Consider the following 21691-nt stretch of genomic DNA (forward strand, 5'->3'; position numbering starts at 1 on the left):
CAGGGGAGGCAGGGGAGGCAGGGGGAGAAGAATTAATAACCAATGCCCAATGCTCAATGCCCAATGCCCAATGCCCAATGCCCAATGCCCAATACCCAATACCCAGTTCAACAAACTTACTTTAATTAATGACAATAGTTTAGTTAAAAGCGTTAGCGTAATTTTACTGAGTTCTATGTCATTAAATCATCAGTTAAATGATTAAATCCCTGCTGTATTTTTTGTGGGCTGGTTTATTTGAAATTGGAGGCGGCTATTTGATTTGGTTGTGGTTGCGCGAAGGTAAGCCTTTCTGGTGGGGCATATTGGGAGGAATTGCTTTAGCTGTCTATGGGGTTATTGCAACACTCCAACCGGCAAATTTTGGCAGAGTGTATGCAGCTTACGGCGGTGTTTTTATTGCAATGGCAATGCTTTGGGGTTGGAAGGTAGACGGGGTAACTCCAGATCGCTACGATTTAATCGGAGTATGTTTAGCAATAGTTAGTGTTTTAATTATCATGTTTGCTCCCAGAACTTAAGTAAAATTTCTATATGATTTTTGACCAATAGCTGCTTTTATATTGTTCCCTTTTAAACAGATAATAATCTCAGAACTCATGATGCAGCATTTTGCAACTACATGAGGTATACTCCTCCCCAACCTTCACGCCACTTGCTTTATTTGTCAATCTCACAATTATTTTGATTTGTAACAGTACGTAAATAAAAATTGGGAATTTTGTGGGACTTGAATACAATACTAATCTTCAAAAAAAAGATGCAATGTAATGATTGCGTATTTACACGCTGATTTAAACCTTAGCAACGACAATTAGGATTATATTTTTGTTAACATTTCAAGAAAATTCATATTAAGTAACTTTCAAGACAAAAATGTGTCCATAAACGTAATCAAATGTAGTTAAGTATACAAATCGTTGGTGCTTAGGAATAAAAAGAAGTGTTGAAGAAAGTTGTGATGATTGGAGCTATGACTCTACTGTTTTTCGGAGGGCCGTTGATGGGTAATGCTTTTGCCCAAACCCCAACTGCTGCTCCACCTACTGCTGATACCGGAGATACAGCATTTATGCTGATTTCAGCAGCCCTTGTGCTGCTAATGACACCAGGATTGGCGTTTTTCTATGGTGGATTTGTGCGATCGCGTAACATCCTAAACACATTAATGATGAGCTTTGTGTTAATGGCGATCGTTGGAGTTACCTGGATTCTGTGGGGCTATAGTCTTTCCTTTGCGCCAGGTTTACCGTTTATCGGTGGATTGCAATGGCTTGGGTTGAATGGTGTCGGGTTAGAGATAACCGATTATCTCAAAGGGTCAAACCCGCCGGAAGTCGTCTCTTATGCCGGAACAATACCCCATCAGGCATTCATGATCTACCAAGCCATGTTTGCCATTATCACCCCAGCCTTAATTTCTGGAGCGATCGTAGAGCGGATGAGTTTTCGCGCTTATTGTCTATTTGTCTTACTATGGTCAACCTTTGTTTACGCTCCCCTAGCCCACATGGTCTGGGCGAAAGGTGGATTTTTAGGTTTGGCTGGTGGATTGGGTGCCCTGGACTTTGCAGGTGGCACAGTCGTTCATATTAGTTCTGGCGTTTCAGCCCTAGTAGCTGCGATCGTCCTTGGTCCTCGGAAAACCCATCCCGATCGCCTTAGCCCACCGCACAATGTCCCCTTCATTTTGCTGGGTGCTGCCTTGCTGTGGTTTGGTTGGTTCGGCTTCAACGCTGGGAGTGCCCTATCTGTTGCTGGCGGAACTTCTGGTAACTTAGTTACAAATGTGGCAACAACAGCCTTTGTCGCCACCAATACAGCAGCAGCAGCAGCAGCTTTAATGTGGCTAATTTTGGAAGCAGTTTTACGGGGCAAACCAACCGCCGTAGGAGCAGCTACAGGAGCCGTTGCTGGTTTGGTGGGCATCACTCCCGCCGCCGGATTTGTCACACCGCTATCAGCGATTTTTATTGGTTTCATCACCGCCTTTGTTTGCTTCTATGCCATCAGTTTCAAGCACAAGCTACAAATTGATGATGCTTTAGATACCTTTCCCGTGCATGGCGTTGGTGGTACAGTGGGGGCAATTTTAACGGCGATCTTTGCCACAACTCAAGTCAACGGAGGAGGTAAAGACGGTGTATTGCGTGGTAATTTGGGTGAATTGGGAGTTGAACTAGCAGCAATTGCCGTTGCTTATGCGATCGCAGCTGTTGGTACCTGGATTATTCTCAAAGTTATCGATGCTACAGTCGGGCTACGAGTCAGAGAGGAAGCCGAATTGCAAGGTTTGGACATCAACGAACACGGCGAAGAAGGTTACAACTCCGAGTTTGGCGATCGTCCAACTTAGTTAATGAGTGCTGAGTTTTGAGTGCTGAGTGCTGAGTTAGGAGTTAGGAGTTAGGAGTTAAGAGTTTTGTTTATCTCCCTCACCTCCCTCATGTCCCTCACTCCCAATTTAAAATTGTGTAATTTGCGATCGCTAGCGTTAAAATTTGATTCAAATAATTGGTAAATTTCGCTAGTCGTGTCTACATCTGCAAAAACCTTTCCAATCTGGGCATTTTTCTCGCTGTTAACCAACGGCATCCTAATGTTGGCGGTCATCCTGCTGATTTGGCAACAGCAGAGATTGGCCGCTTTTTTTGGGATCATCACATCCCCAGAGTCAATCAACCTAAACAACTCATCGCAAATTGCTACACCTGATTTAGGTCGCCGTCACCAACTCACTTATCAAGAGTGGGTAGAAATCCTCAACCAAGAAGCTCAAGTCGCCGCCGACCAACATCCTCCGCATTTAACTATTCTGGCGGGAGATTCTCTGAGTTTGTGGTTTCCCCCTGAATTATTACCCGAAGGTAGAAACTGGCTAAATCAAGGAATTTCTGGCGAAACCAGCAATGGACTCCTGAAAAGATTAAAAATATTTGACCGCACTCAGCCAGAGGTGATTTTTGTGATGATTGGCATCAATGACCTCATTCGGGGGATAAGCAATGGGGAAATTTTAGATAATCAGCAGCAAATTATCAATTACCTACAAAAGACGCATCCCAGAGCGCAAATTGTTGTCCAATCGATTTTGCCACATGCCACAGAAGAAGCAAGTTGGAAAGGACGAGAGAAACTTCTGGGTGTCGCCAATAGTCGCATTCGCAAGTTGAATCAGCAACTGCAAAGCATATCTACCAAAAAAGGTGTCAAATTTCTCGATTTATATCCCCTGTTTACCAACAAGCAAGGAAATCTCCGCCGGGAATTTACTACTGATGGCTTACATTTAACACCTGAAGGCTATATAGTTTGGCGTTCTGCATTGCAGATTTATAGCGAGATTGAATTAAAATCCCAGCGTTAAAGTCCTGTGGCAGAAAAAGGCTAAAGCCCAAAAAGAAGTAATATCTTTGAATACAATTCTGTATCAATCGCGTCTAGGCGCGAGAAAATAAGAAATAGTGGTTTAAGTAAAAAATATCATGGATACAAAAGCTTTTAAGCGCAGCCTCCAACATTCCGAAAATTACAATCGCAAGGGCTTTGGTCATCAAGCAGAAGTTGCGACCCAGTTGCAATCTGAGTATCAGAGTAACTTGATTCAGGAAATCCGCGATCGCAATTACACCCTACAACGGGGTAATGTCACAATCCGACTAGCACAAGCCTTTGGGTTTTGCTGGGGTGTAGAAAGGGCTGTAGCAATGGCCTACGAAACTCGTCAGCACTTCCCCACAGAACACATCTGGATTACTAACGAGATTATCCACAACCCTTCTGTAAATCAGCGAATGCAGGAGATGGAAGTAGAATTCATCCCCATTGAAGGAACTAAAAAAGACTTTTCTGTTGTTAACACTGGTGATGTAGTCATATTACCCGCTTTTGGGGCTAGCGTTCAAGAAATGCAGATCCTTCACGATAAAGGCTGCAAAATTGTTGATACAACTTGTCCTTGGGTCTCTAAAGTTTGGAATACAGTAGAAAAGCATAAAAAAGTCGATTACACATCAATCATTCACGGTAAGTATAAACACGAAGAAACAGTTGCTACTAGTTCCTTTGCTGGCAAATATTTGATTGTCTTGAATTTGCAAGAAGCACAATATGTTGCTGACTATATTATTAATGGCGGAAACCGTGAAGAATTTCTGACAAAATTTGCTAAAGCTTGTTCAGCCGGATTTGACCCCGATAGCGATTTAGCAAGAGTTGGTATTGCTAACCAAACTACCATGCTTAAAGGCGAAACTGAGCAAATCGGCAAGCTTTTTGAGCGAACTATGTTACAGAAGTATAGCCCCACTGAGTTAAATCAGCATTTCCAAAGCTTCAATACTATTTGTGATGCTACCCAAGAACGGCAAGATGCCATGTTGGAATTAGTAGAACATAATTTAGATTTGATGGTAGTAATTGGTGGGTTTAATTCCTCGAATACTACTCAATTGCAACAAATTGCCTTTGAGCGCGGAATTTCTTCTTATCATATTGATACTGTTGAACGAATTAAATCAGGAGATTCCATTGAACATCGGCAATTAAATGGGCAGTTAATAATTACAGAAAACTGGTTGCCAGATGGAGAAATTGTTGTGGGAATTACTTCTGGTGCTTCTACACCAGATAAGGTGGTAGAAGATGTGATTGAGAAGATTTTTACATTAAAAGCAACAGCAGCGCTGGTTTAACAGTGAGCAGTTATTGATCTCATATCTTGACAAAACAACACACCAATATTAGTTATCAAGTAAGTTCGTAGTAAGGATTTTATTCCTTACTACAAACCCTCAAAAGCAGCTTGACAAAGTACTAGTATTTAGTTATAAGTTCTGACTGTTCACTAGGTTAAAAATGTTTCAATAAACCCTTGATTTTTCAATAAAGGCTTTGATACATTAAGCATGCAGTCAACATCTGACTGATATAATCAGCAACACAAACGTCAAACAACTTTATAAAATGACTAAAAAAATCTTTGCTTCAAAGCAAGAAGAAGAAAATCAGCAAGCTCCAGAATTCGAGGATCTTATAGTTCCCGAATTGGAGGATCTGTTAGACTCCCAAGCATCGGCAGTCGTGGGCGGGATTGTCATTGGCAGTCGGCATAGCAGTTTGGTGCATGGTGTATCGGTCAATTTGTGGCCTTAACCATTCTGAGTTATTTCCCAAGCATCACTAGGTTCCTTCCTAGCAAGCTGAGTAAATAATACCTCACACCCGCATATCAAACCTACAACCTCGATTTGCTTGAAAAAATTTCTGTACCACTTCTGCTAGTTTGGGGCTTTCCGAATGCCCAGATGCTCTACTTGCCCAATTAACAAAATTGACTCCTGTAAGTATTGTGGGGTGGACATCTTGTCCGCCCTTATTTATTGGTAATCCCTAAGTTGGAAACATAATTAATCCGACCCTCATCCTTCCGCTAGATTAACAATTTCTGTTGTTGTCAACTCACACCACAAATAAAACTGTCAGCGATTTACTTTTAATAAGTAATGATGATTTATCGTGCTTATCTAATCCCAAATACCATCTGGTAAAAATAACTCAACGGGATTTATGACTTTTTCTCCGGAAATTCAGCACAGTCATCAGAAAACAATCTAAGTAAACCTGATTAGTTGCCCCTTACTTGCACACCCACAATCACAACATGAAATCACATCTACTAGCGATTGGTTTAAGCAGTTTGCTTCTAGTTGCAGGACAAGCTAAAGCCTCACAATTACAGTCTTGGTACTATGATTCTAGCCAAAACCAATTAGACCTAACTACCACTTCGGGAATAGAACCAAAAGCCTTTGTATTAGATAATCCTAATCGATTAGTGATTGACTTACCGGGAACTAATTTTAATTCCGATACTGTCAAACGAAGTTTTGGTAAGGCAGTAAAAGAAATTCGCCTCGGCAAACCAGACTCTCAAACCACTCGTTTTGTCGTCGAGTTAGCTCCTGGTTATGATGTTACTTCCCAAAATATATCAATTAAAGGCGATTCTCGTTCTCATTGGATTTTCAAATTCAATTCATTTAACCGTCAAAGTAATCCCATTGTGGGAGAAAATCGAGAAGATATTGCCATCAAATCCACAGATGCATCGACATTTGCTGGAGTTGTAAATCTTGGTCAAGAGATGGTTGGCATCACTTCTCAGATTCGCAGTTTGTTAGCAAGTTATAAAACCTTGAATCCAGGAATATTTTTCTTAGATTTAGATACAGGAAATTATATAGATATTAATGGCGAAAAGAGATTTGCTGCTGCCAGTACAATCAAATTTCCCTTACTAGTGGCTCTTTTCCAAGAAATAGATGCAGGTAGAATTAAACTGACTGATAAATTAGTGATGCGGCGCGATTTAAAGGTTGGCGAATCTGGAATTATGCAATACAAACCCATTGGCACTAAATTTAGTGTCCTAGAAACTGCTACCTTGATGATGACAATCAGCGATAATACCGCCACAAATCTAGTTCTCGATCGCTTGGGTGGTGCAGCAAAAGTTAGCCAACGTTTTCGTAGCTGGGGGTTGCAAAATACAGCACTTCGGAATCTGCTTCCAGACATTGGTGGTACAAATACAACTAGTTCCAAAGATTTGGTCAGATTGGCGGCCTTAGTTTCTAATAATCGTTTGTTATCCCCAACTAGCCGCGATCGCGTTTTAGGTATTATGCGCCATGTCAAAACTAATAGTTTACTACCAGCAGGTATCGGTCAAGGAGCTACCATCGCCCACAAAACTGGTACGTTGAGATTTATCATTGGTGATGCGGGTATTATTCAAATGCCCAACGGCAAAAGCTATTTAGCAGGTGTTTTGGTGCAAAGACCAAACTACGATCCCAAAGCCGGAGATTTTGTCCGTGAAGTTTCGAGAAGAGTCTATAATTACCTAGACAATACTAAAGTTAGCAATATAGAACCAAAATTTGGCGACCGCACTCCTTAATAAATATAGGGGCGTACAGCTAGCTGTGCGCCCCTACATATCATCGGTATCAGGTATTTCGTGAAATGTTATTATTTCAAGAAGTTTCGTATAGCACTACCGCCATACCTACCAACAGCAGGAATTTCCAGGAAGCTATCTGTAGCTTTGCCCGTACCATCGTTGGTAACGAATTTCTCATTAACTGGATGTCCATTGGGTACGAAAAGTTGCGGATGATCAAAAGGCGCTTTCTCATACCTAACTCGGTCATCAGTCAGTCCCTTTAAAAAGGCGACTAATTGCTGTTTTTCTTCTGGTGATAGATTCAGTGGGGGAAGAACTCCAAAGTCACCACCTCGATTGTAAAAATCAACCACTTGCTCTAAAGTTGCTTGACCTCCATTGTGGAAGTAGGGGGCAGTGAGTTCAACATTGCGAAGTCCAGGCGCTTTGAAAGCTCCGTCTGCACTCACAGTTTCACTAGAATTCAAGGGTGGATTGAGGACGGGGGGGTTTTCGCCAAGGAGAAGCTGAAATTTCCCTAACTGAGCCAATCGTGCCTCTGAAAGCGGATTATTCTGCACAGGGTCACTACCACCCAAACCGGGGTCGTCCGTTACAGGTCTAACACCGATATTGAAGAAGCCATTGTCTTCAGCAGGTCTTGCACCGAATGGCACACGTTTAATTCGTCCGTCTTTAGCCACGCTGCTGACTGAAGCAGCTGTTAATTCCGAACCAACGTGACAACCAATACACAGAGCCTTGCCCTGGAACAGTTGTTGACCTAGTTGCTGCTGATTAGTTAGGGCTGTGGTGTTTCCTTCTAAGAAGCGATCGAAGGGCGTATCGTTGGCAATAAGTGTAGACTCGTACAACTGAATTGCCAGCCCAAAGAACAGCGAGAAGTTATACTCCAACAGCGTGTACTCTTTAGTTTGGGAAGAGTTATCAGCGCTGTTGACAAAAGTCCTTTTACCTTCAGCATCAACTTGGATGAGTTGATTAGACTTCCACCACTCCGGCTTAAAGGCATCTTGAATCAGCTGGTCGTAGGTTTTATCCTTCAGTCCGGGCAGAGGATATCTACTGTTTGCACCTAAAACGCTGTCTTGTGGATGCACAATCTGTTTGCCTAGTGGTCTGAGGCGAGATAACTTTTGCCCCAAGACTCGAGGCAGCTTTGCACCCCTAATTGACAGAACATTTTGCAGCAGTGTGCTGAGAGATTTGTTAATTTGCGGCAATTTAAGAGTAGGTTCTTTAATTTGCGGAAATTTAAGAGTAGGTTCTTTAATTTGCGGCAATTTAGCAGGAAATTCTTTAACTTGCGGCAAGTTAGCAGTAAGTTCTTCAACGGAATTGGGTACTGGGTCAACCAGAGTATCAGCAATATTATCTAGATTATCTAGCGGTAATTTGCTGAGAGATTTATTGTTGTCAATTCGCCCGAACTTATCACCAATTTCTAGAAAAGTGCGACCATCAGCCGACAACTCGAAGGAACTCAGTGGCGGCCCCAGCGCCTGAGAAGCTAAAGACGAATTATTCAGTCTGATTTTGACAAATTGCAGCTGATTTGGCTTTTCTGCTTTTACTACAGAGGCGTTAGGATCTCTTAAACCGAAGGGATTCACCCCATTAAAGATGTTCTGCGCCCTTCCATCCCAAAAGTTGCGGAAGTTGAATGCTGAATTAATCACGGTCGGGGTGTTACGCGCCTGTACGCGGCGCACATTTGTACCTCCCACGTTAAACACCGGATCTGGCTCTGTTTTTACTTCGTCTTCCGCGCTACCAGGTACGACATTAACAAACTTAGTATTAGAGACACCCTGAGAGGAACTGACATCATTTCGGTCAGATACAACGGTATTAGGATTATTCGGGTCTGACAGCTTGTGGAAAGGAAAATCTCCCGGTTTCAGTTGGTAGTTTGGCGCACCACCTATATTAAAAACTGTATCGGGATTCACAGTACCATTAGCGTTAATCCGCAAAAGCCCAGGAGAAACCTGATTTTTGGATCTATTGTCGGCTCCAGCATGGAAGTGACAACTAGCACAGGAGGTCTGTCCGTCGCTCCCAACCTGCATATCCCAAAAAAGAGTCTTTCCTAACTTGATTGCAGCTGTTTTGTCTTTTACGAAGTCCCCAAGATTGTTAGGTTCTGGAACCGATACGCTCTTGAGCGAAATTAGGGACGGGGCTGTAACCCCTACTGACACAGTATTTCCGGCTATTACTGCTACCACAATAATGGCAGCAATTGTTATAGTCCTTGAAAATCTCGATCTCAAGTAGTTAGGCTTGCCATATCTGAATTTCCACTCTTGCCGCTTTATTTTTGTCACTAAAGATTTGAGCAAAAATCGACCTCTTGAGGTCAGTAGAAAGCAACTTGATAAGGTAGTGGTAAAGATTACTAAGCTGATTATGGGTATAATCCCCATAGTTGTTTTCTAAAGTAACACCGAGATAAAGTATACATTTACAAGGAAGTTTTAAATTTAATATTCATGTAAAATGAACACGTAAATTACAAATTTTACGTGAACATAAAAAATACCCTCTTAGGGCTACGAATAATAAATTGAGTTTGGTTAAATGATTATTTTATATTGAATTTGCATTGACTAAGCTACTAATATTTATTCTCAACAAGAGTTTGATAAAATCAGTTAGGTATATCTTAAACTTATTATCAGTCCTACTTTGTGTAGGATATTTAAATGTTACTACATCAAAGTTCTGGTCGGTGGCGCTTAGGGCTAGCGTTATCGTTATTGACAGTCTCCTTGTGGGGAATTTTACCTATTGCTCTTGCAATAAGTCTACAAGTGCTTGATATCTATACCATAATTTGGTTTCGCTTTTTAGTATCATTTATACTGCTTGCTGTGTATTTAGGGATACGCGGTAAATTACCAAAATTAGAACAACTACGCTTTGCTTCTGGAAAATTATTAGCGATCGCTACAATATTCTTAGGGATTAATTACTTTTTATTTACTCAAGGTTTAGTACTAACATCACCTGCTAACGCTCAAGTTCTGATTCAATTATCTTCCCTTTTATTAGGTTTAGGAGGGTTAGTAGTTTTTAAAGAACGTTATCGGCTGTCTGAGTGGATTGGTGTTAGTGTAATGATTTGCGGTTATTTTTTGTTTTTTCACGAACAACTAACAAATTTAATTACAGCGCATAGCACATATATACTAGGTAGTGTTGTGATTGCGCTAGCAGCAACGGCTTGGGCTATTTATGCTTTGGCACAAAAGCAGTTATTACAATCTTTATCTTCCACCAGTATCATGTTGATAATTTATGGAGGCTGTGCTTTATTATTCACTCCTCTAGCCAAAATAAAATCACTTTTTATACTTGATGCTTTCCATTTAGGAATATTGATTTTTTGTGCCTTGAATACTTTAATCGCTTACGGTGCTTTTGCCGAATCATTACAACATTGGGAAGCATCACGAGTAAGCGCAGTATTAGCTCTTGCTCCCATTGTGACATTAATATCAGTCGCAGTTGTATCAGTTATTGCACCTGATTGGACACTATCGGAAAACTTCACTTTCATCGCAATATTCGGAGCGGGTTTAGTAGTCACAGGTTCAGTAGCGATCGCCTTGGGAAAAGCTAATTAATTGTAATATTTTTCAGGATTTTTACTAGATTTTTCATCTAGTGAATTTGTGCAATATTCAAAGCTACAACATAAATACTGAGGCGGACTATTTTTTATTTGTTATGATTTAATAGTGAAGGCAAACTACTGAAGTTAGGCGGATACTTTACCGATCTGCGTAACTCTTTAGTATTTGATTGTTGACTTTATAGCCGAAATATCTTTGAACAAGAATTCAGAATTCAGGAGTCAGAATATATTACTAGGGGATTGGGAATCACTACTTTTCTAAAACTACCCAATCCAGGATTTAGTAGGAATTTAAAACCGATCATGACCCATCATTTTAAGCAAGCTACATTCGCAGTTCATACATAATTCATCCTGATTTATAACTCCTAACTCCTAAATTCTGTTTTGAGAAAATTGAGGCTAATAACTTTAAGTAAACCAAGCAGGGCGACAGAATAACTACCAAAGCCAACACCTGATAAAACCAGACCACCGAAATAGTTGAGCGATGAATAGTTTGTTTGGTAATTGGGCCAGCACCCTAAGAAAAAATTCCTTATTGCTGGTTCTTTCAATGGTGCTGCCAACATTTGGAATTAGTAATTCTGTCTTGGCAGCAGAGCGGATTTATGCATCTTATTCAGCTTTAGAGCTTTCCATTTCAGTCAGCACTTTAGAGAACTACGCCAAAACAGGTATAATTAACGAAGACTTAGCAGCCTATCAGCAATATCTGCCTCTAGAACAGCTTCAAGAATTGCGGCGGATTTTACTTAATCGGGTGAAAGTTAGTCCGGTAATAGTTTCGCAACTTCTCTACACACCGCAAGGAGAATTTTTGCTGCATCGGTTGGCGCAAGTGATTAAAACCAGTCAAGCAGAACCAGGATTTGGTGCTTTGCGTTCGGCGCTAATTTCAGCCTCTGGTGAATCGGGAGGCTTGACACTTTTAAATGTGTTGCGTAAATATCCCAGCAGCAGCATTCGCCTTGATGTCGCCGAGACTTTGGAAATAGCTACAGAATTAGAGGAACTTGTTAATCAAACCCATCGAGCGATCGCAGCTGTTTCCGAAAAGTCTAAAATAGAAGCTGAGAGCATTTCCCAACCAAATTTATCACAATTGCCCGATTTAAAGGTTCCGGGAAAATTTAAGTCGCAAAAATACATCCTGAAGTTTTTCGACTCAACCCGCAATCGGCTTTTATTGACTGATGTTTACATTCCCAATGTCCAGAATCCTGCACCGGTAATTGTAATTTCTCACGGCTTGGGTTTAGACAGCAGTAACTTTCAATATTTAGCCACTCATTTAGCTTCTTACGGATTTGCTGTCGTTGTTCCCAATCACCCTGGTAGTGATGCGAAACAATTGCGTTCTCTGCTAAATGGACGCGCCATTGAAGTAGCAGAACCAAGTGAATTTCAAGACCGACCAATGGACATAACATATATACTGAATCAATTGCAAAAAGGTAATCAATCTGATTCACGGTTTAAAGGTCGCCTAAATCTGCAACAAGTTGGAGTATTTGGTCAATCTTTGGGAGGCTACACAGCCTTAGCCTTGGCAGGTGCTAAAATTAACTTTGAGCAGCTAAAACAAGACTGTCAACCAGCAGCACTACAAAAAACCTGGAATATGTCTTTACTGCTCCAGTGTCGCGCTTTAGAATTGAGCATCAGCAAATCTGGCAAGTATTATAACTTGCGGGATGAGAGAGTCAAAGCTGCGATCGCAGTCAATCCCATTACTAGTTCGATTTTCGGCAAAGCTGGTTTAAGTCAAATTAAAACTCCAGTGATGATTGTCAGCAGTAGTGATGATACAGTTGCGCCAGCTTTATCGGAGCAAATTTTACCTTTTTCCTGGTTGGCGAATTCCCAAAAGTATCTCGCCATGCTTGTTGGTGGTACACACTTTTCTACCATTGGCAATGCAAACCCTGCAAATCAACAAGTAGCATTACCTGCGGATATGATTGGTGATGCTTCTCAAGCGCGGCGTTACATGAATGTTTTAAGTTTACCTTTCTTTCAAACATACATTGCTGGAAAGCCGCAATACACACCCTACCTGAACGCCGCCTACACTCAAAGCATTTCTAGTAAGTCTCTTGGTTTGAGTCTCGTCAAGTCATTGAATACAACCGAATTAGTACAATTATTGGATATAAAAGGAGCCAAACTCGTAAAAAAAAAGTTCCCAACACCATAGTCAGCTTCGGATTTTGGATGTTGGATATTGGTGTTGCATTGCTGCATGTAATGATTTTTATTTGATTTGTACAGACGTAATTAATTACGTCTGTAAAATTTATTTACGTGTTTATAAAATTAAAGGCTCAATTTTTGCTTGGACTTCTTCAATTAGCTCTTGTTCAACTTTCTCTACAAACAAAACCTTTCTAACTTTCCAATCAAGCGATTTGATCTGATCGGCTAGCACCACGCCACTAGTTATCATCCCGTCAGGAAGCGGAACTTCAAGGTTAAGACCTTTTTTTTGATTAGTAATTGGACAAATTAGAACTATAGAAGCCATTCGATTGTATTTTAATGGCGACATAACTAAAAAAGGACGATAGCCCATCTGCTCACGCCCTTGAGGTTTTAGTTCAGCATTAAGCGTTTCAGCAATATCTTCAAATGACATTCCTGATGTTTTCAGGGCTAATACACGTCGGATCGAATCAGCCGTAATTTGCTTTGCTGTTTTGCAGTCTAACTTGACAATATCACCCCTATCTGGAATGTATGGTTGAACTACCAAACTTCATTCCCCACAGCAGATCCAGTATCTATTTCAGAATGGAAATTATCTGGAGTCATACCTTCCAATAATTCATCAAGCGTATATTTTTTTCGCTGCTGCGGCGTAATTACAATACTATTCCCTGAGACACTGAAAGTTATGTCTGTCCCCTCTTTGACATTAACTTGTTCAGCCAAAGCTTTCGGAAGTCGAATAGCTAGGCTGTTTCCCCACTTAGCAACAACTGTACTCATAGCTACCTCAAAATAAATGCTTTCTTAGAGAATTTCACACCCAAACACAAAACTTTCGGAGCTTGACGCGCCTATTTTGGACTATTGTACGTATCTACTTTGAATATACCATAATTTGTAAGTGACTTACAAAAAACCACAAACAAGCACTGGGAAGTAAAGCCGAGGGGAGGAGACTAGGTTTCTATTTATTCGCCTTCTAGCCACAACTGCACAACAATATTAGGCAGTATTAGCATTACCCCCCTTCTTAAATTAATAATTAGGGATTTAAAAGTGATATCAAAATCTTATTTATTTCTTCTTTTATAAAACTTGAATTATTTCTAAAAAAATCCTCAAGCGAGTAATTTAAAATTTGCTCACAAAACGCATAACTACTGATTGTTGGATCATCATTCAAAATTCCAACTAAAACTAATAATTGAGCGGCTTTATATCTTTTTAAAACTGTGGCATTAATCTGACAAGATAATACCATCATTACTGGAAGTAAATTCTCATTATAAGCTCTAATCGCATTTAAAAGGTCTGCATTTTGCCTTTTTGAATCTGCGCTTTTATATCCTTGACGTATTTCAAATGCAGCACCAACTAAAGTTTTAGAACGATTTTTATCAAGCCCCAGTTTGATTGATGATAATTTTAGCCATTCATTTATCTTATCTCGATAATGGCTATTTTTTATATCATCTACAGAAATTTTGGCATCGAGTGTTAATTTAGCAATGGAACCGTCATTTTGTGTAATTTCGTATCCCCAGATTACTTGTTTAGTATTTAGATTTAATTGATCTGAAATGATTTTACGAATAAGTCTTTCACAACCAATACCTAGCTGTCTATAAACAGAAGTTATTCCACCGGCTGCTTTATGTGCAGCGTACATTAAATCAGAATCAAATCCTATCCAGTGATATAAAGGATCTGAAGCATATAAGTTTTTAAATTCTAGTAATGGTGTTCCATCTTTATTGGATGTGCCAAACTTAGGTGTATATCCTGAGCATAGTTTAATTGGATCTAACAGAATATCTAAGTATTTTTTATTTTGTTCATTAACTAGCATGAGCTTTTATAACAGAAAGATCGTTTTTGAGAAATTCATAAATCTGTTTAGCTATTAAATGTCCAATTATTGGTGGAACAGCATTTCCTATTTCAATTATATTTTGACTTGCTGAATGCGGAAATACAAACTCATCAGGAAATGATTGAAGCCTTGCACATTCTCTAACTGTTAATCGGCGGTCTAAAGAATAATGAAAGTGAACCCTTGCTTTTGTATTTGCCCTTACTGTATAGGCAATTTCTCCCTGTTTGGATTTTTGATCCCCTTGACCTGCTCCTTTTGTAGCTTTTGTAGCGACAAAATATTGGCTTTGGTTTGATATGCTTTCATCATCAATTTCTACGAGGTCTTTGATAGCTTCATCAATTGAAACATACTGAAAAAATAATTCTGGAGTAGGAGGCTTGGGAAATGATTTAATATCAGATCTAACACCAACTAAAAATAATCTCGTTCGACTTTGAGGCAATCCAAAATCTGGACAATAAATCTTCCAGACCTTAAAAATGTAGCCAACTGATTCAAATTCTTTGAGGATGTGGTTTAAAAAAAATCCATTTTCTAATTTTTCTAAAAAAGGTACATTCTCTCCTACTACAATTTCCGGTTTATGTATATTCATATAATCTTTCATTACAGTATATAATTCACCTCTAGTCCCTTGAAATCCTTTTTTGTGTCCAGATGACGAAAAATCTTGGCAGGGAAATCCTCCCAGAAGAATATTTGCGGGGGGTAATGAGCCTATATCTACATTCGTAAGATCTACTGTAGTTACATCATTTGAAAGATTTAGAGCATAAGTTTGAGTAGCTTTTTCGTCAATATCGTAGGCGTGTACAATTTTATATGGGAGAGCTTCATATTTTTTATTGAGAAAACTAAAACCTCCTAAAAAACCCAGATCAAGCCCACCGCATCCAGAAAATAATGATATGGCGTTTATATAACCTTTAGTTTTATATCCTTCAATCAGTGTAGGATTAATATAATTTTTTATATTTGGATTGACTTTAAACCCATATTGAAAAATCGGTTTTCTTTTTAAGGCTTTTCTTTTTGGCAATCCAGATTTGGGGCGCATATAACTGTAAATATTACTCTGTGATTTTATTGCATAATACAATATCTCTCTCATCGCCCCCAACTCTAGAGGATATTCCTAGCATCCTCATCCTCTTTATACCTTAGTTACTGTAAAAACCGTAACAAGCACAGATATATGCGATCGCATTCATAACTTCTCGACATATACTTTAAAGAAATATGACATTTAATTGCGTAGCCAAAGGCGGGCTTTTCGTTCCACCCCACAAGATTGGATAATTTATTTGTTGGAAGTCCCTTATTCTCCGGCGAGCTCCCGCGCAATATCCATGTTTGCTGCCAGTACACGCACTATTTCAACGGGGTTTTCACCTCTGTATATCAGGAAATATCGGGGCTGCACCAACCAGAAACGGACGGAAAGCGGGGTCAGGTCGTAACGGTACTGTCCTATTTTGGGGTTGTCTGTCAGTAATTCACAGGCCCAAAGAAGCTTGTCTAGCGTCCGTTCGGCGGCATCCGAATTATCTCGCGCGATATAGGCATAAATTCCCGCGAGGTCGTTTTCAGCTTGCGGGGAGAGAATATAAAGTTTTGGGTTCGTCACAACGATTTTTTGATCAATTGTTGTGCTTTATTGCGGATGCGCTCTCGCGCACCTTCTTGGGGAAGACCTTGTGCATTATCAAGCTCCGAAAGACCGATAGCGATTTGCTCATTGAGCCACAATTTATACTCTTCGGAATGGTCGTTAAAGCGTTTCAAAAGACGCAACCCCTCCCGAATCACCTCGCTTTGAGAATGGTACAAGCCGGACTCAACCTGCATTTGGACGAAGGCTTCCAACTCAGGAGTAAGGGAAATATTCATGTATCCTATTTCTTTATAACAATAATAGACATTATAATAACAGTTTTTGTTATTGCTTGCCAGTGAAAACTTTCGCAAATATCTACGTAAAAACCGTAACAAGTAGAGTTGATATGCGATCGCATTCATAACTCCTCGGCATATACTTTAAAGAAATATGACATTTAATTGCGTTATTGTAAAAGTCAGCTTTACATAAGTTCAGTTATGAGCCAGCCTGAATATACTACAGCCCAAGTAACAGCCCTGACTAACCACGATCGCAAACTAATTCACAAACCTGGCTCTATTCAAGCTCATGGCGTTCTCCTGGCACTCAGTACTCAGCTAGAGATACTGCAAGTTAGCAACAATACCCAAGCGTATTTGGGCAAAGAGCCAGAAGATTTGCTCGGTCAACCTTTGAGCTATTTGCTTGACCCTCAGCAAGTGGAAATTGTCAAGCAGTGCTTGGTGAAAAAAATTGGCAGTGCTAATGCTTTTAAAGTACTAATAGATACCTTAGATAAAAAAATATACTTTGATGCTATTGCTCATCGTACAGAAGAAGCTGTGATTCTAGAGCTAGAACCGACCAACTCGGAATCTGAGGTGAGTTTCTTAAGCTTTCATCGTTTGGCTGGTGAAGCGATCGCAAAAATGCAAAGAACATCTAGTCTGATAGAATTTTTGCATTTAGTGGCTGAAGAAATCCAAAAAATCATCGGTTTTGATCGGGTGATGGTCTATCAATTTGACGAGTCAGAAGCGGGTTCTGTTGTTGCAGAAGTCAAACGGCAAGATTTATCACCTTATTTAGGACTCCACTATCCCGCTACAGACATTCCAGCGCCAGCTAGGGAGTTATACACGCGCTGCTTTCTGCGATTCATCCCTGATTTGACTGCCGAACCTGTCAAACTAGTTCCAACGGAAAATCCGACAACACATCAACATCTTGACTTAAGTTACTGTCTACTACGGAGTTTTGATTGGTGTTGTACTGAATATCATCAAAATATGGGAGTGAAGGCTCTTTTGGTGATTTCACTGATTCAAGATCGGAAGCTTTGGGGATTGATATCGTGTCACCATCAAACACCAAAGTATATTTCTTACGAAGTACTAAAGATGTGCGAATTTTTGGGACAAATTGTGTGTTCAGAGTTAGCGCATAAAATTAGTTACTCGGAATGGGATTATAAGGTAAAGCTTAAATCGCTACAGTCTGAGTTTTTAGAATCTATTTCCCAAGCAGACAATTTTATCGATGCCCTAATCAAACCGGAAATCCGCTTACTCGATCTTGTTAGTGCTTCAGGAGCGGCGGTTTGTCTGGATAATGAAATTACCCTTGTAGGAACAACACCGAATATTGATGAAGTTCGGACACTCATTGAATGGGCGGATATCCAAGTTAGTGACAACCTATTTTCTACTGATTCTCTGCCGAAACTTTACTCAGAGGCGCTGATATTTAAAGATACTGCTAGTGGTTTGTTGCTATTGCGGATTTCTAAAATCCGGCGCTATTACATCCTGTGGTTTCGCCCTGAAGTTATCCAAACGGTACACTGGGCAGGAAATCCACAGGAATCCATGCAATATCAGGCTGATGGTAGCTTTACCCTATCTCCCCGAAAATCCTTTGAACAATGGCAAGAAACGGTTAGATTAACTTCTCTACCTTGGAAAGCTTGTGAACTTGATAGTGCGATCGCTCTGAGAAATGCGATCGTTGGTATTGTACTCTCGAAAGCGGATGAATTAGCTAAAATCAACCTGGAGTTAGAGCGCAGCAACCAAGAACTAGCATCCTTTGCCTACGCCGCTTCCCACGACCTCAAGGAACCTTTGCGGGGCATTTATAACTTCTCGACAGTGTTGCTAGAAGACTATGCTCAAGTATTAGATGATGACGGAATGGAATGCTTGCAAACAGTAGTCTCCTTGTCTGTACGCATGGAAACTCTGATTAATGCTCTACTGCGACTCTCGCAGTTAGGACAAGCACATCTGCGCTTGCAAACAACCGACCTCAACGAATTGCTCAACCAAGTAATTGATGTTTTTCGTGCTAGTCGCCAAGACTCTAGACTTGTTGATATTCGCATTCCTCGGCCTTTGCCAACAGTTTTGTGCGATCGAGTTCTCGTTAATGAAGTCTTCAGTAATCTACTTGGTAATGCCTTCAAATACAACGATAAGGCGGAACAATGGGTTGAGATTGGCTACTTTTCTCAAGAAGAGGGACAAGGGGGACAAGGGGGACAAGTCTCTCTCTTATCTCCCCCCTCTTCCTTGTCTACCTTGTCTCTTCTCAATGCCCAATCCCCAATATTTTATATCCGAGATAACGGCATTGGAATTCCACACCATCACCTAGAAACTATCTTTAGATTATTTAAGCGGCTCCATTCTCAGGAAAAGTACGGTGGAGGAGCCGGTGCAGGACTAGCTATTGTTAAGAAGATTGTTGAACTTCATAACGGTAAAATTTGGGTGAAATCTACTGTAGGCGTTGGCTCAATGTTCTATTTTACGCTGGAATAGTTTAAGATAATAGCTAAATATGTATTTTTGTTAAGTTCTTTTAAGACTGCGAATGACAAAAAAACTTTATGAACCGATGCTCGTTGTTGAGGACAGCAATGAAGATTTTCGGATGCTGCAACGTCTGATGCGGCGTATGGCCGTCCAGAACCCCATACATCGTTGTACGAATGGGGATGAGGTTTTAGAGTTCCTTTATAAACTAGGGAACGATGCCGACGCTAAAGGCGAAGACCTATCTGACTCAAAAGTAGCATTACGACCCTCTGTGATCTTGCTCGATCTGAATTTGCCAGGTATTGATGGGCGTGACATTTTAGATCGGCTCAAGCAAGACAAGACTTTCAAAGGAATCCCCATCGTTGTTTTTACCACATCATCTAACCCCAAGGATATTGAATTGTGCTACCAAAAGGGCGCAAATGGATATCTGGTAAAACCGATGGATGCTCAGGAACTAAAAAAGACGATTCAGGCATTCGTGGATTACTGGCTTGAAGCCAATATGCCGCCTGTGTTGGATTAATTTGTTTATTATTCTGTTTATTTTCTGTTGATGTCACAGTAGGGACAATAGGATAACGAAGAATACGGCTCAGGGGTAACAGCGACATTTTCCTCTTTGGGTCACTGTGTCTGTTTGTTTCTCCTAAATGCGTTTTCGCCATTTTCCTGTTTTTCCCACTGTCTTCGACTATTTTGTATTGCTTTAGAATTACTAAAGAATTTAGATTTTATTTATAGTTATTTTATATTATTTTTAGAATTATGCAAGAAAACACAATCTGGATAAAAGGGATCTACATGGCTCCCCGATCCTCATAACCTTATGCTGGACATACGGACGCTACTCATCATTGATGATTGTGCCGCAGATCGGAAAATCTATCGTCGGTATCTTTTGAAAGATCCGCACCAGTCCTACCAGATTTTGGAGGCAGATTGTGCAGAAGATGGATTTGCTTTGTGCCAAAAAGCACGCTGCGATGTGATTCTGCTGGATTTTTGCTTACCTGATATGAGTGGCTTAGAACTCTTTGATCGGATGCAGCAGGAGGTATTTAAGACTTCTATACCCGTGATTATGTTGACAGGGCGGGGTGATGAAGAGATCGCTGTGCAAGTGATGAAACGGGGTGCTTTAGATTATTTAGTCAAGCAAAATCTGACACAGGATGTGTTGCAATTAGCAGTCCGCAACGCCATTAAGCAATCGTGCTTACAAGCCCAACTTCAGAAAACTCAGGAGAGACAACGCTTAATTGCTACGACTGCTTTACGAATTCGCCAGTCTCTTAACCTAGAACAAATTTTGAATACAGCTGTAGCTGAGGTACAGCAACTTCTGAAGTGCGATCGCGTGATGGTGTATCAGTTCGCCCCAGATACAGATGGTAAGATAGTAGCCTCATCAGTTGAGTCATACCGCACTGTGGCATTGTGCGATCGCGTCGAGGCTAGGGAAGAAGTAGGGGAGCAGAGGGAGGAAAGAGGTAAATTAATTACTCATTCTCCCCCTTGCACCCTGCACCCTGCCCCTTTGCCTCTTGTGCAATCCCCAATTCCTTATATCTATGAGCTTGGTTTGTGTAATTGTGTCAGCCTAAAAGAGCAATTTAATACTCAAGCAAATCTGGTAGTGCCGATTAATTTGAGCAACAATGGGAACCCAACCCCCAAGCTTTGGGGTTTATTGATTGCTCATCATAATTCCGGGGAGCTACACTGGCAAACTGATGATGCAGAAATGCTCAATGAAGTATCAGTGCAATTAGCGATCGCTATTCAACAGGCGGAATTGTTAGCCCAAACTCAAGCAGCCCTTGCTAAAGAAAAGCAACTCAATGTATTTAAATCCCAAATAATTACAACGGTTTCCCATGAGTATCGAACGCCGCTAACTTCAATTTTGGCTGCTGCATCAACTTTGGTAAAACATAGCCAGCAACTGGATGAGTCTAAACAAGAGAGGTTCTTGGGAATGATTGAACAGAAAGCAAGGTATATGTCCAAACTTGTGGATAATATGCTTCTGGTTAACCAACTTGAACTGGAAAAACCCAAGTTTCAACCAATCTTAGTAGATTTACTACAATTTTTTTCTGACCTTTTAGAACAAGAGCGAGAAACAGTAGGCGATCGCCACGAATTGATTTTTAAAGTTACTGGTAATCATCATGGATTTTGGGGCGATCGCGGACTTTTGCAACAAATTTTTATTAACTTAATGTCCAATGCAATTAAGTACTCTCCAGACGGAGGGAGTGTAGAATTTCACCTGATCGGCAACGAATCAGAAGCAATTTTTTACATCCAAGATCGGGGAATTGGTATCCCGATGGCAGATCAAGAAAATTTATTTCAATCCTTCAGTCGTGGTAGTAATGTTGATACCATTCCTGGCACTGGCTTAGGGCTAGCGATCGCTAAAGCTTGTGTCGAGTTACATGATGGTAATATTAGCTTGTGGAGTCAAGTAGGGCAAGGAACTAAAGTTACTGTTAGCTTACCGAAGGCATTTCCAATGAGTCAACTATCCCCATCATCAAGTTGATTCTATATAATT

18 protein-coding genes are annotated in these 21691 nt (G+C 40.5%); 11 read left to right on the forward strand and 7 right to left on the reverse strand.

Annotated elements, in window-relative coordinates:
* Positions 1–197 precede the first annotated feature (197 nt).
* The 6 genes from HWQ37_RS00900 (at position 198) to HWQ37_RS00925 (ending at position 6964) form a co-directional block, all read left to right on the forward strand.
* The gene (locus tag HWQ37_RS00900) at positions 198–521 is read left to right on the forward strand and encodes a YnfA family protein (protein WP_292742695.1); all 324 of its coding nucleotides are present in this window, start codon (positions 198–200) and stop codon (positions 519–521) included.
* Positions 522–973: 452 nt separating this feature from the next.
* Positions 974–2356, forward strand: a complete 1383-nt coding sequence (locus HWQ37_RS00905) for an ammonium transporter (protein ID WP_465249655.1) — start codon at positions 974–976, stop codon at positions 2354–2356.
* Positions 2357–2533: 177 nt separating this feature from the next.
* Positions 2534–3367 (forward strand): SGNH/GDSL hydrolase family protein, encoded by an 834-nt coding sequence (locus HWQ37_RS00910; protein WP_292742699.1) that lies wholly within the window; start codon positions 2534–2536, stop codon positions 3365–3367.
* Positions 3368–3485: 118 nt separating this feature from the next.
* Complete coding sequence (locus tag HWQ37_RS00915; RefSeq protein ID WP_292742701.1) at positions 3486–4694, forward strand: 4-hydroxy-3-methylbut-2-enyl diphosphate reductase; 1209 nt, start codon at positions 3486–3488, stop codon at positions 4692–4694.
* A gap of 271 nt (positions 4695–4965) precedes the next feature.
* The gene (locus tag HWQ37_RS00920; protein ID WP_292742703.1) at positions 4966–5154 is read left to right on the forward strand and encodes a hypothetical protein; all 189 of its coding nucleotides are present in this window, start codon (positions 4966–4968) and stop codon (positions 5152–5154) included.
* A gap of 508 nt (positions 5155–5662) precedes the next feature.
* Positions 5663–6964: a serine hydrolase gene (locus HWQ37_RS00925; RefSeq protein WP_292742705.1), complete on the forward strand. Its 1302-nt coding sequence runs from the start codon at positions 5663–5665 to the stop codon at positions 6962–6964.
* Between the two features lie 71 nt (positions 6965–7035).
* On the opposite strand, the gene HWQ37_RS00930 is transcribed toward HWQ37_RS00925, so the two are convergent.
* The gene (locus tag HWQ37_RS00930) at positions 7036–9399 is read right to left on the reverse strand and encodes a cytochrome-c peroxidase (RefSeq protein ID WP_292742708.1); all 2364 of its coding nucleotides are present in this window, start codon (positions 9397–9399) and stop codon (positions 7036–7038) included.
* A gap of 279 nt (positions 9400–9678) precedes the next feature.
* Between HWQ37_RS00930 and HWQ37_RS00935 the strand changes: the two genes are divergently transcribed.
* Together HWQ37_RS00935 and HWQ37_RS00940 are read left to right on the forward strand one after the other, a co-directional pair.
* Entirely contained in the window at positions 9679–10602 is a 924-nt protein-coding gene (locus HWQ37_RS00935; protein WP_292742711.1) for a DMT family transporter, read from the forward strand.
* A 567-nt stretch (positions 10603–11169) separates the two neighbouring features.
* The gene (locus HWQ37_RS00940; protein ID WP_292742713.1) at positions 11170–12813 is read left to right on the forward strand and encodes an alpha/beta hydrolase; all 1644 of its coding nucleotides are present in this window, start codon (positions 11170–11172) and stop codon (positions 12811–12813) included.
* A gap of 111 nt (positions 12814–12924) precedes the next feature.
* Here the strand turns inward: HWQ37_RS00940 and HWQ37_RS00945 are convergent, their stop codons facing one another.
* The 6 genes from HWQ37_RS00945 to HWQ37_RS00970 form a co-directional block, all read right to left on the reverse strand.
* A complete protein-coding gene (locus HWQ37_RS00945; protein WP_292742715.1) occupies positions 12925–13368 on the reverse strand; it encodes a type II toxin-antitoxin system PemK/MazF family toxin in 444 nt (147 codons plus the stop codon).
* Positions 13362–13604, reverse strand: a complete 243-nt coding sequence (locus HWQ37_RS00950; protein ID WP_292742717.1) for an AbrB/MazE/SpoVT family DNA-binding domain-containing protein — start codon at positions 13602–13604, stop codon at positions 13362–13364. The genes HWQ37_RS00945 and HWQ37_RS00950 overlap by 7 nt, the downstream gene beginning before the upstream one ends.
* Positions 13605–13866: 262 nt before the next feature.
* Positions 13867–14673: a hypothetical protein gene (locus HWQ37_RS00955; RefSeq protein WP_292742719.1), complete on the reverse strand. Its 807-nt coding sequence runs from the start codon at positions 14671–14673 to the stop codon at positions 13867–13869.
* Positions 14663–15760 carry a DNA cytosine methyltransferase gene (locus HWQ37_RS00960; protein ID WP_292742721.1) on the reverse strand — a complete coding sequence of 366 codons (1098 nt, stop codon included), beginning with the start codon at positions 15758–15760 and terminating at the stop codon, positions 14663–14665. The genes HWQ37_RS00955 and HWQ37_RS00960 overlap by 11 nt, the downstream gene beginning before the upstream one ends.
* Before the next feature lie 261 nt (positions 15761–16021).
* Positions 16022–16330, reverse strand: coding sequence for a type II toxin-antitoxin system RelE/ParE family toxin (locus HWQ37_RS00965; protein WP_292742723.1), 309 nt, complete (start codon positions 16328–16330; stop codon positions 16022–16024).
* Positions 16327–16722, reverse strand: a complete 396-nt coding sequence (locus tag HWQ37_RS00970) for a type II toxin-antitoxin system ParD family antitoxin (protein ID WP_292742725.1) — start codon at positions 16720–16722, stop codon at positions 16327–16329. Before HWQ37_RS00970 ends, HWQ37_RS00965 begins: the two co-directional genes overlap by 4 nt.
* Before the next feature lie 78 nt (positions 16723–16800).
* On the opposite strand from HWQ37_RS00970, the gene HWQ37_RS00975 reads away from it, so the two are divergent.
* The 3 genes from HWQ37_RS00975 (at position 16801) to HWQ37_RS00985 (ending at position 21679) form a co-directional block, all read left to right on the forward strand.
* Positions 16801–19125 (forward strand): ATP-binding protein, encoded by a 2325-nt coding sequence (locus HWQ37_RS00975; protein ID WP_292742727.1) that lies wholly within the window; start codon positions 16801–16803, stop codon positions 19123–19125.
* Positions 19126–19177: 52 nt separating this feature from the next.
* On the forward strand, positions 19178–19651 hold the full coding sequence (locus tag HWQ37_RS00980; RefSeq protein WP_292742729.1) for a response regulator: 474 nt from the start codon (positions 19178–19180) through the stop codon (positions 19649–19651).
* Positions 19652–19954: 303 nt separating this feature from the next.
* The gene (locus tag HWQ37_RS00985; RefSeq protein WP_292742731.1) at positions 19955–21679 is read left to right on the forward strand and encodes a hybrid sensor histidine kinase/response regulator; all 1725 of its coding nucleotides are present in this window, start codon (positions 19955–19957) and stop codon (positions 21677–21679) included.
* The last annotated feature ends 12 nt before the right edge of the window (positions 21680–21691 follow it).

This window comes from Nostoc sp. NMS4 (assembly GCF_017115095.1).
GTDB lineage: Bacteria > Cyanobacteriota > Cyanobacteriia > Cyanobacteriales > Nostocaceae > Nostoc.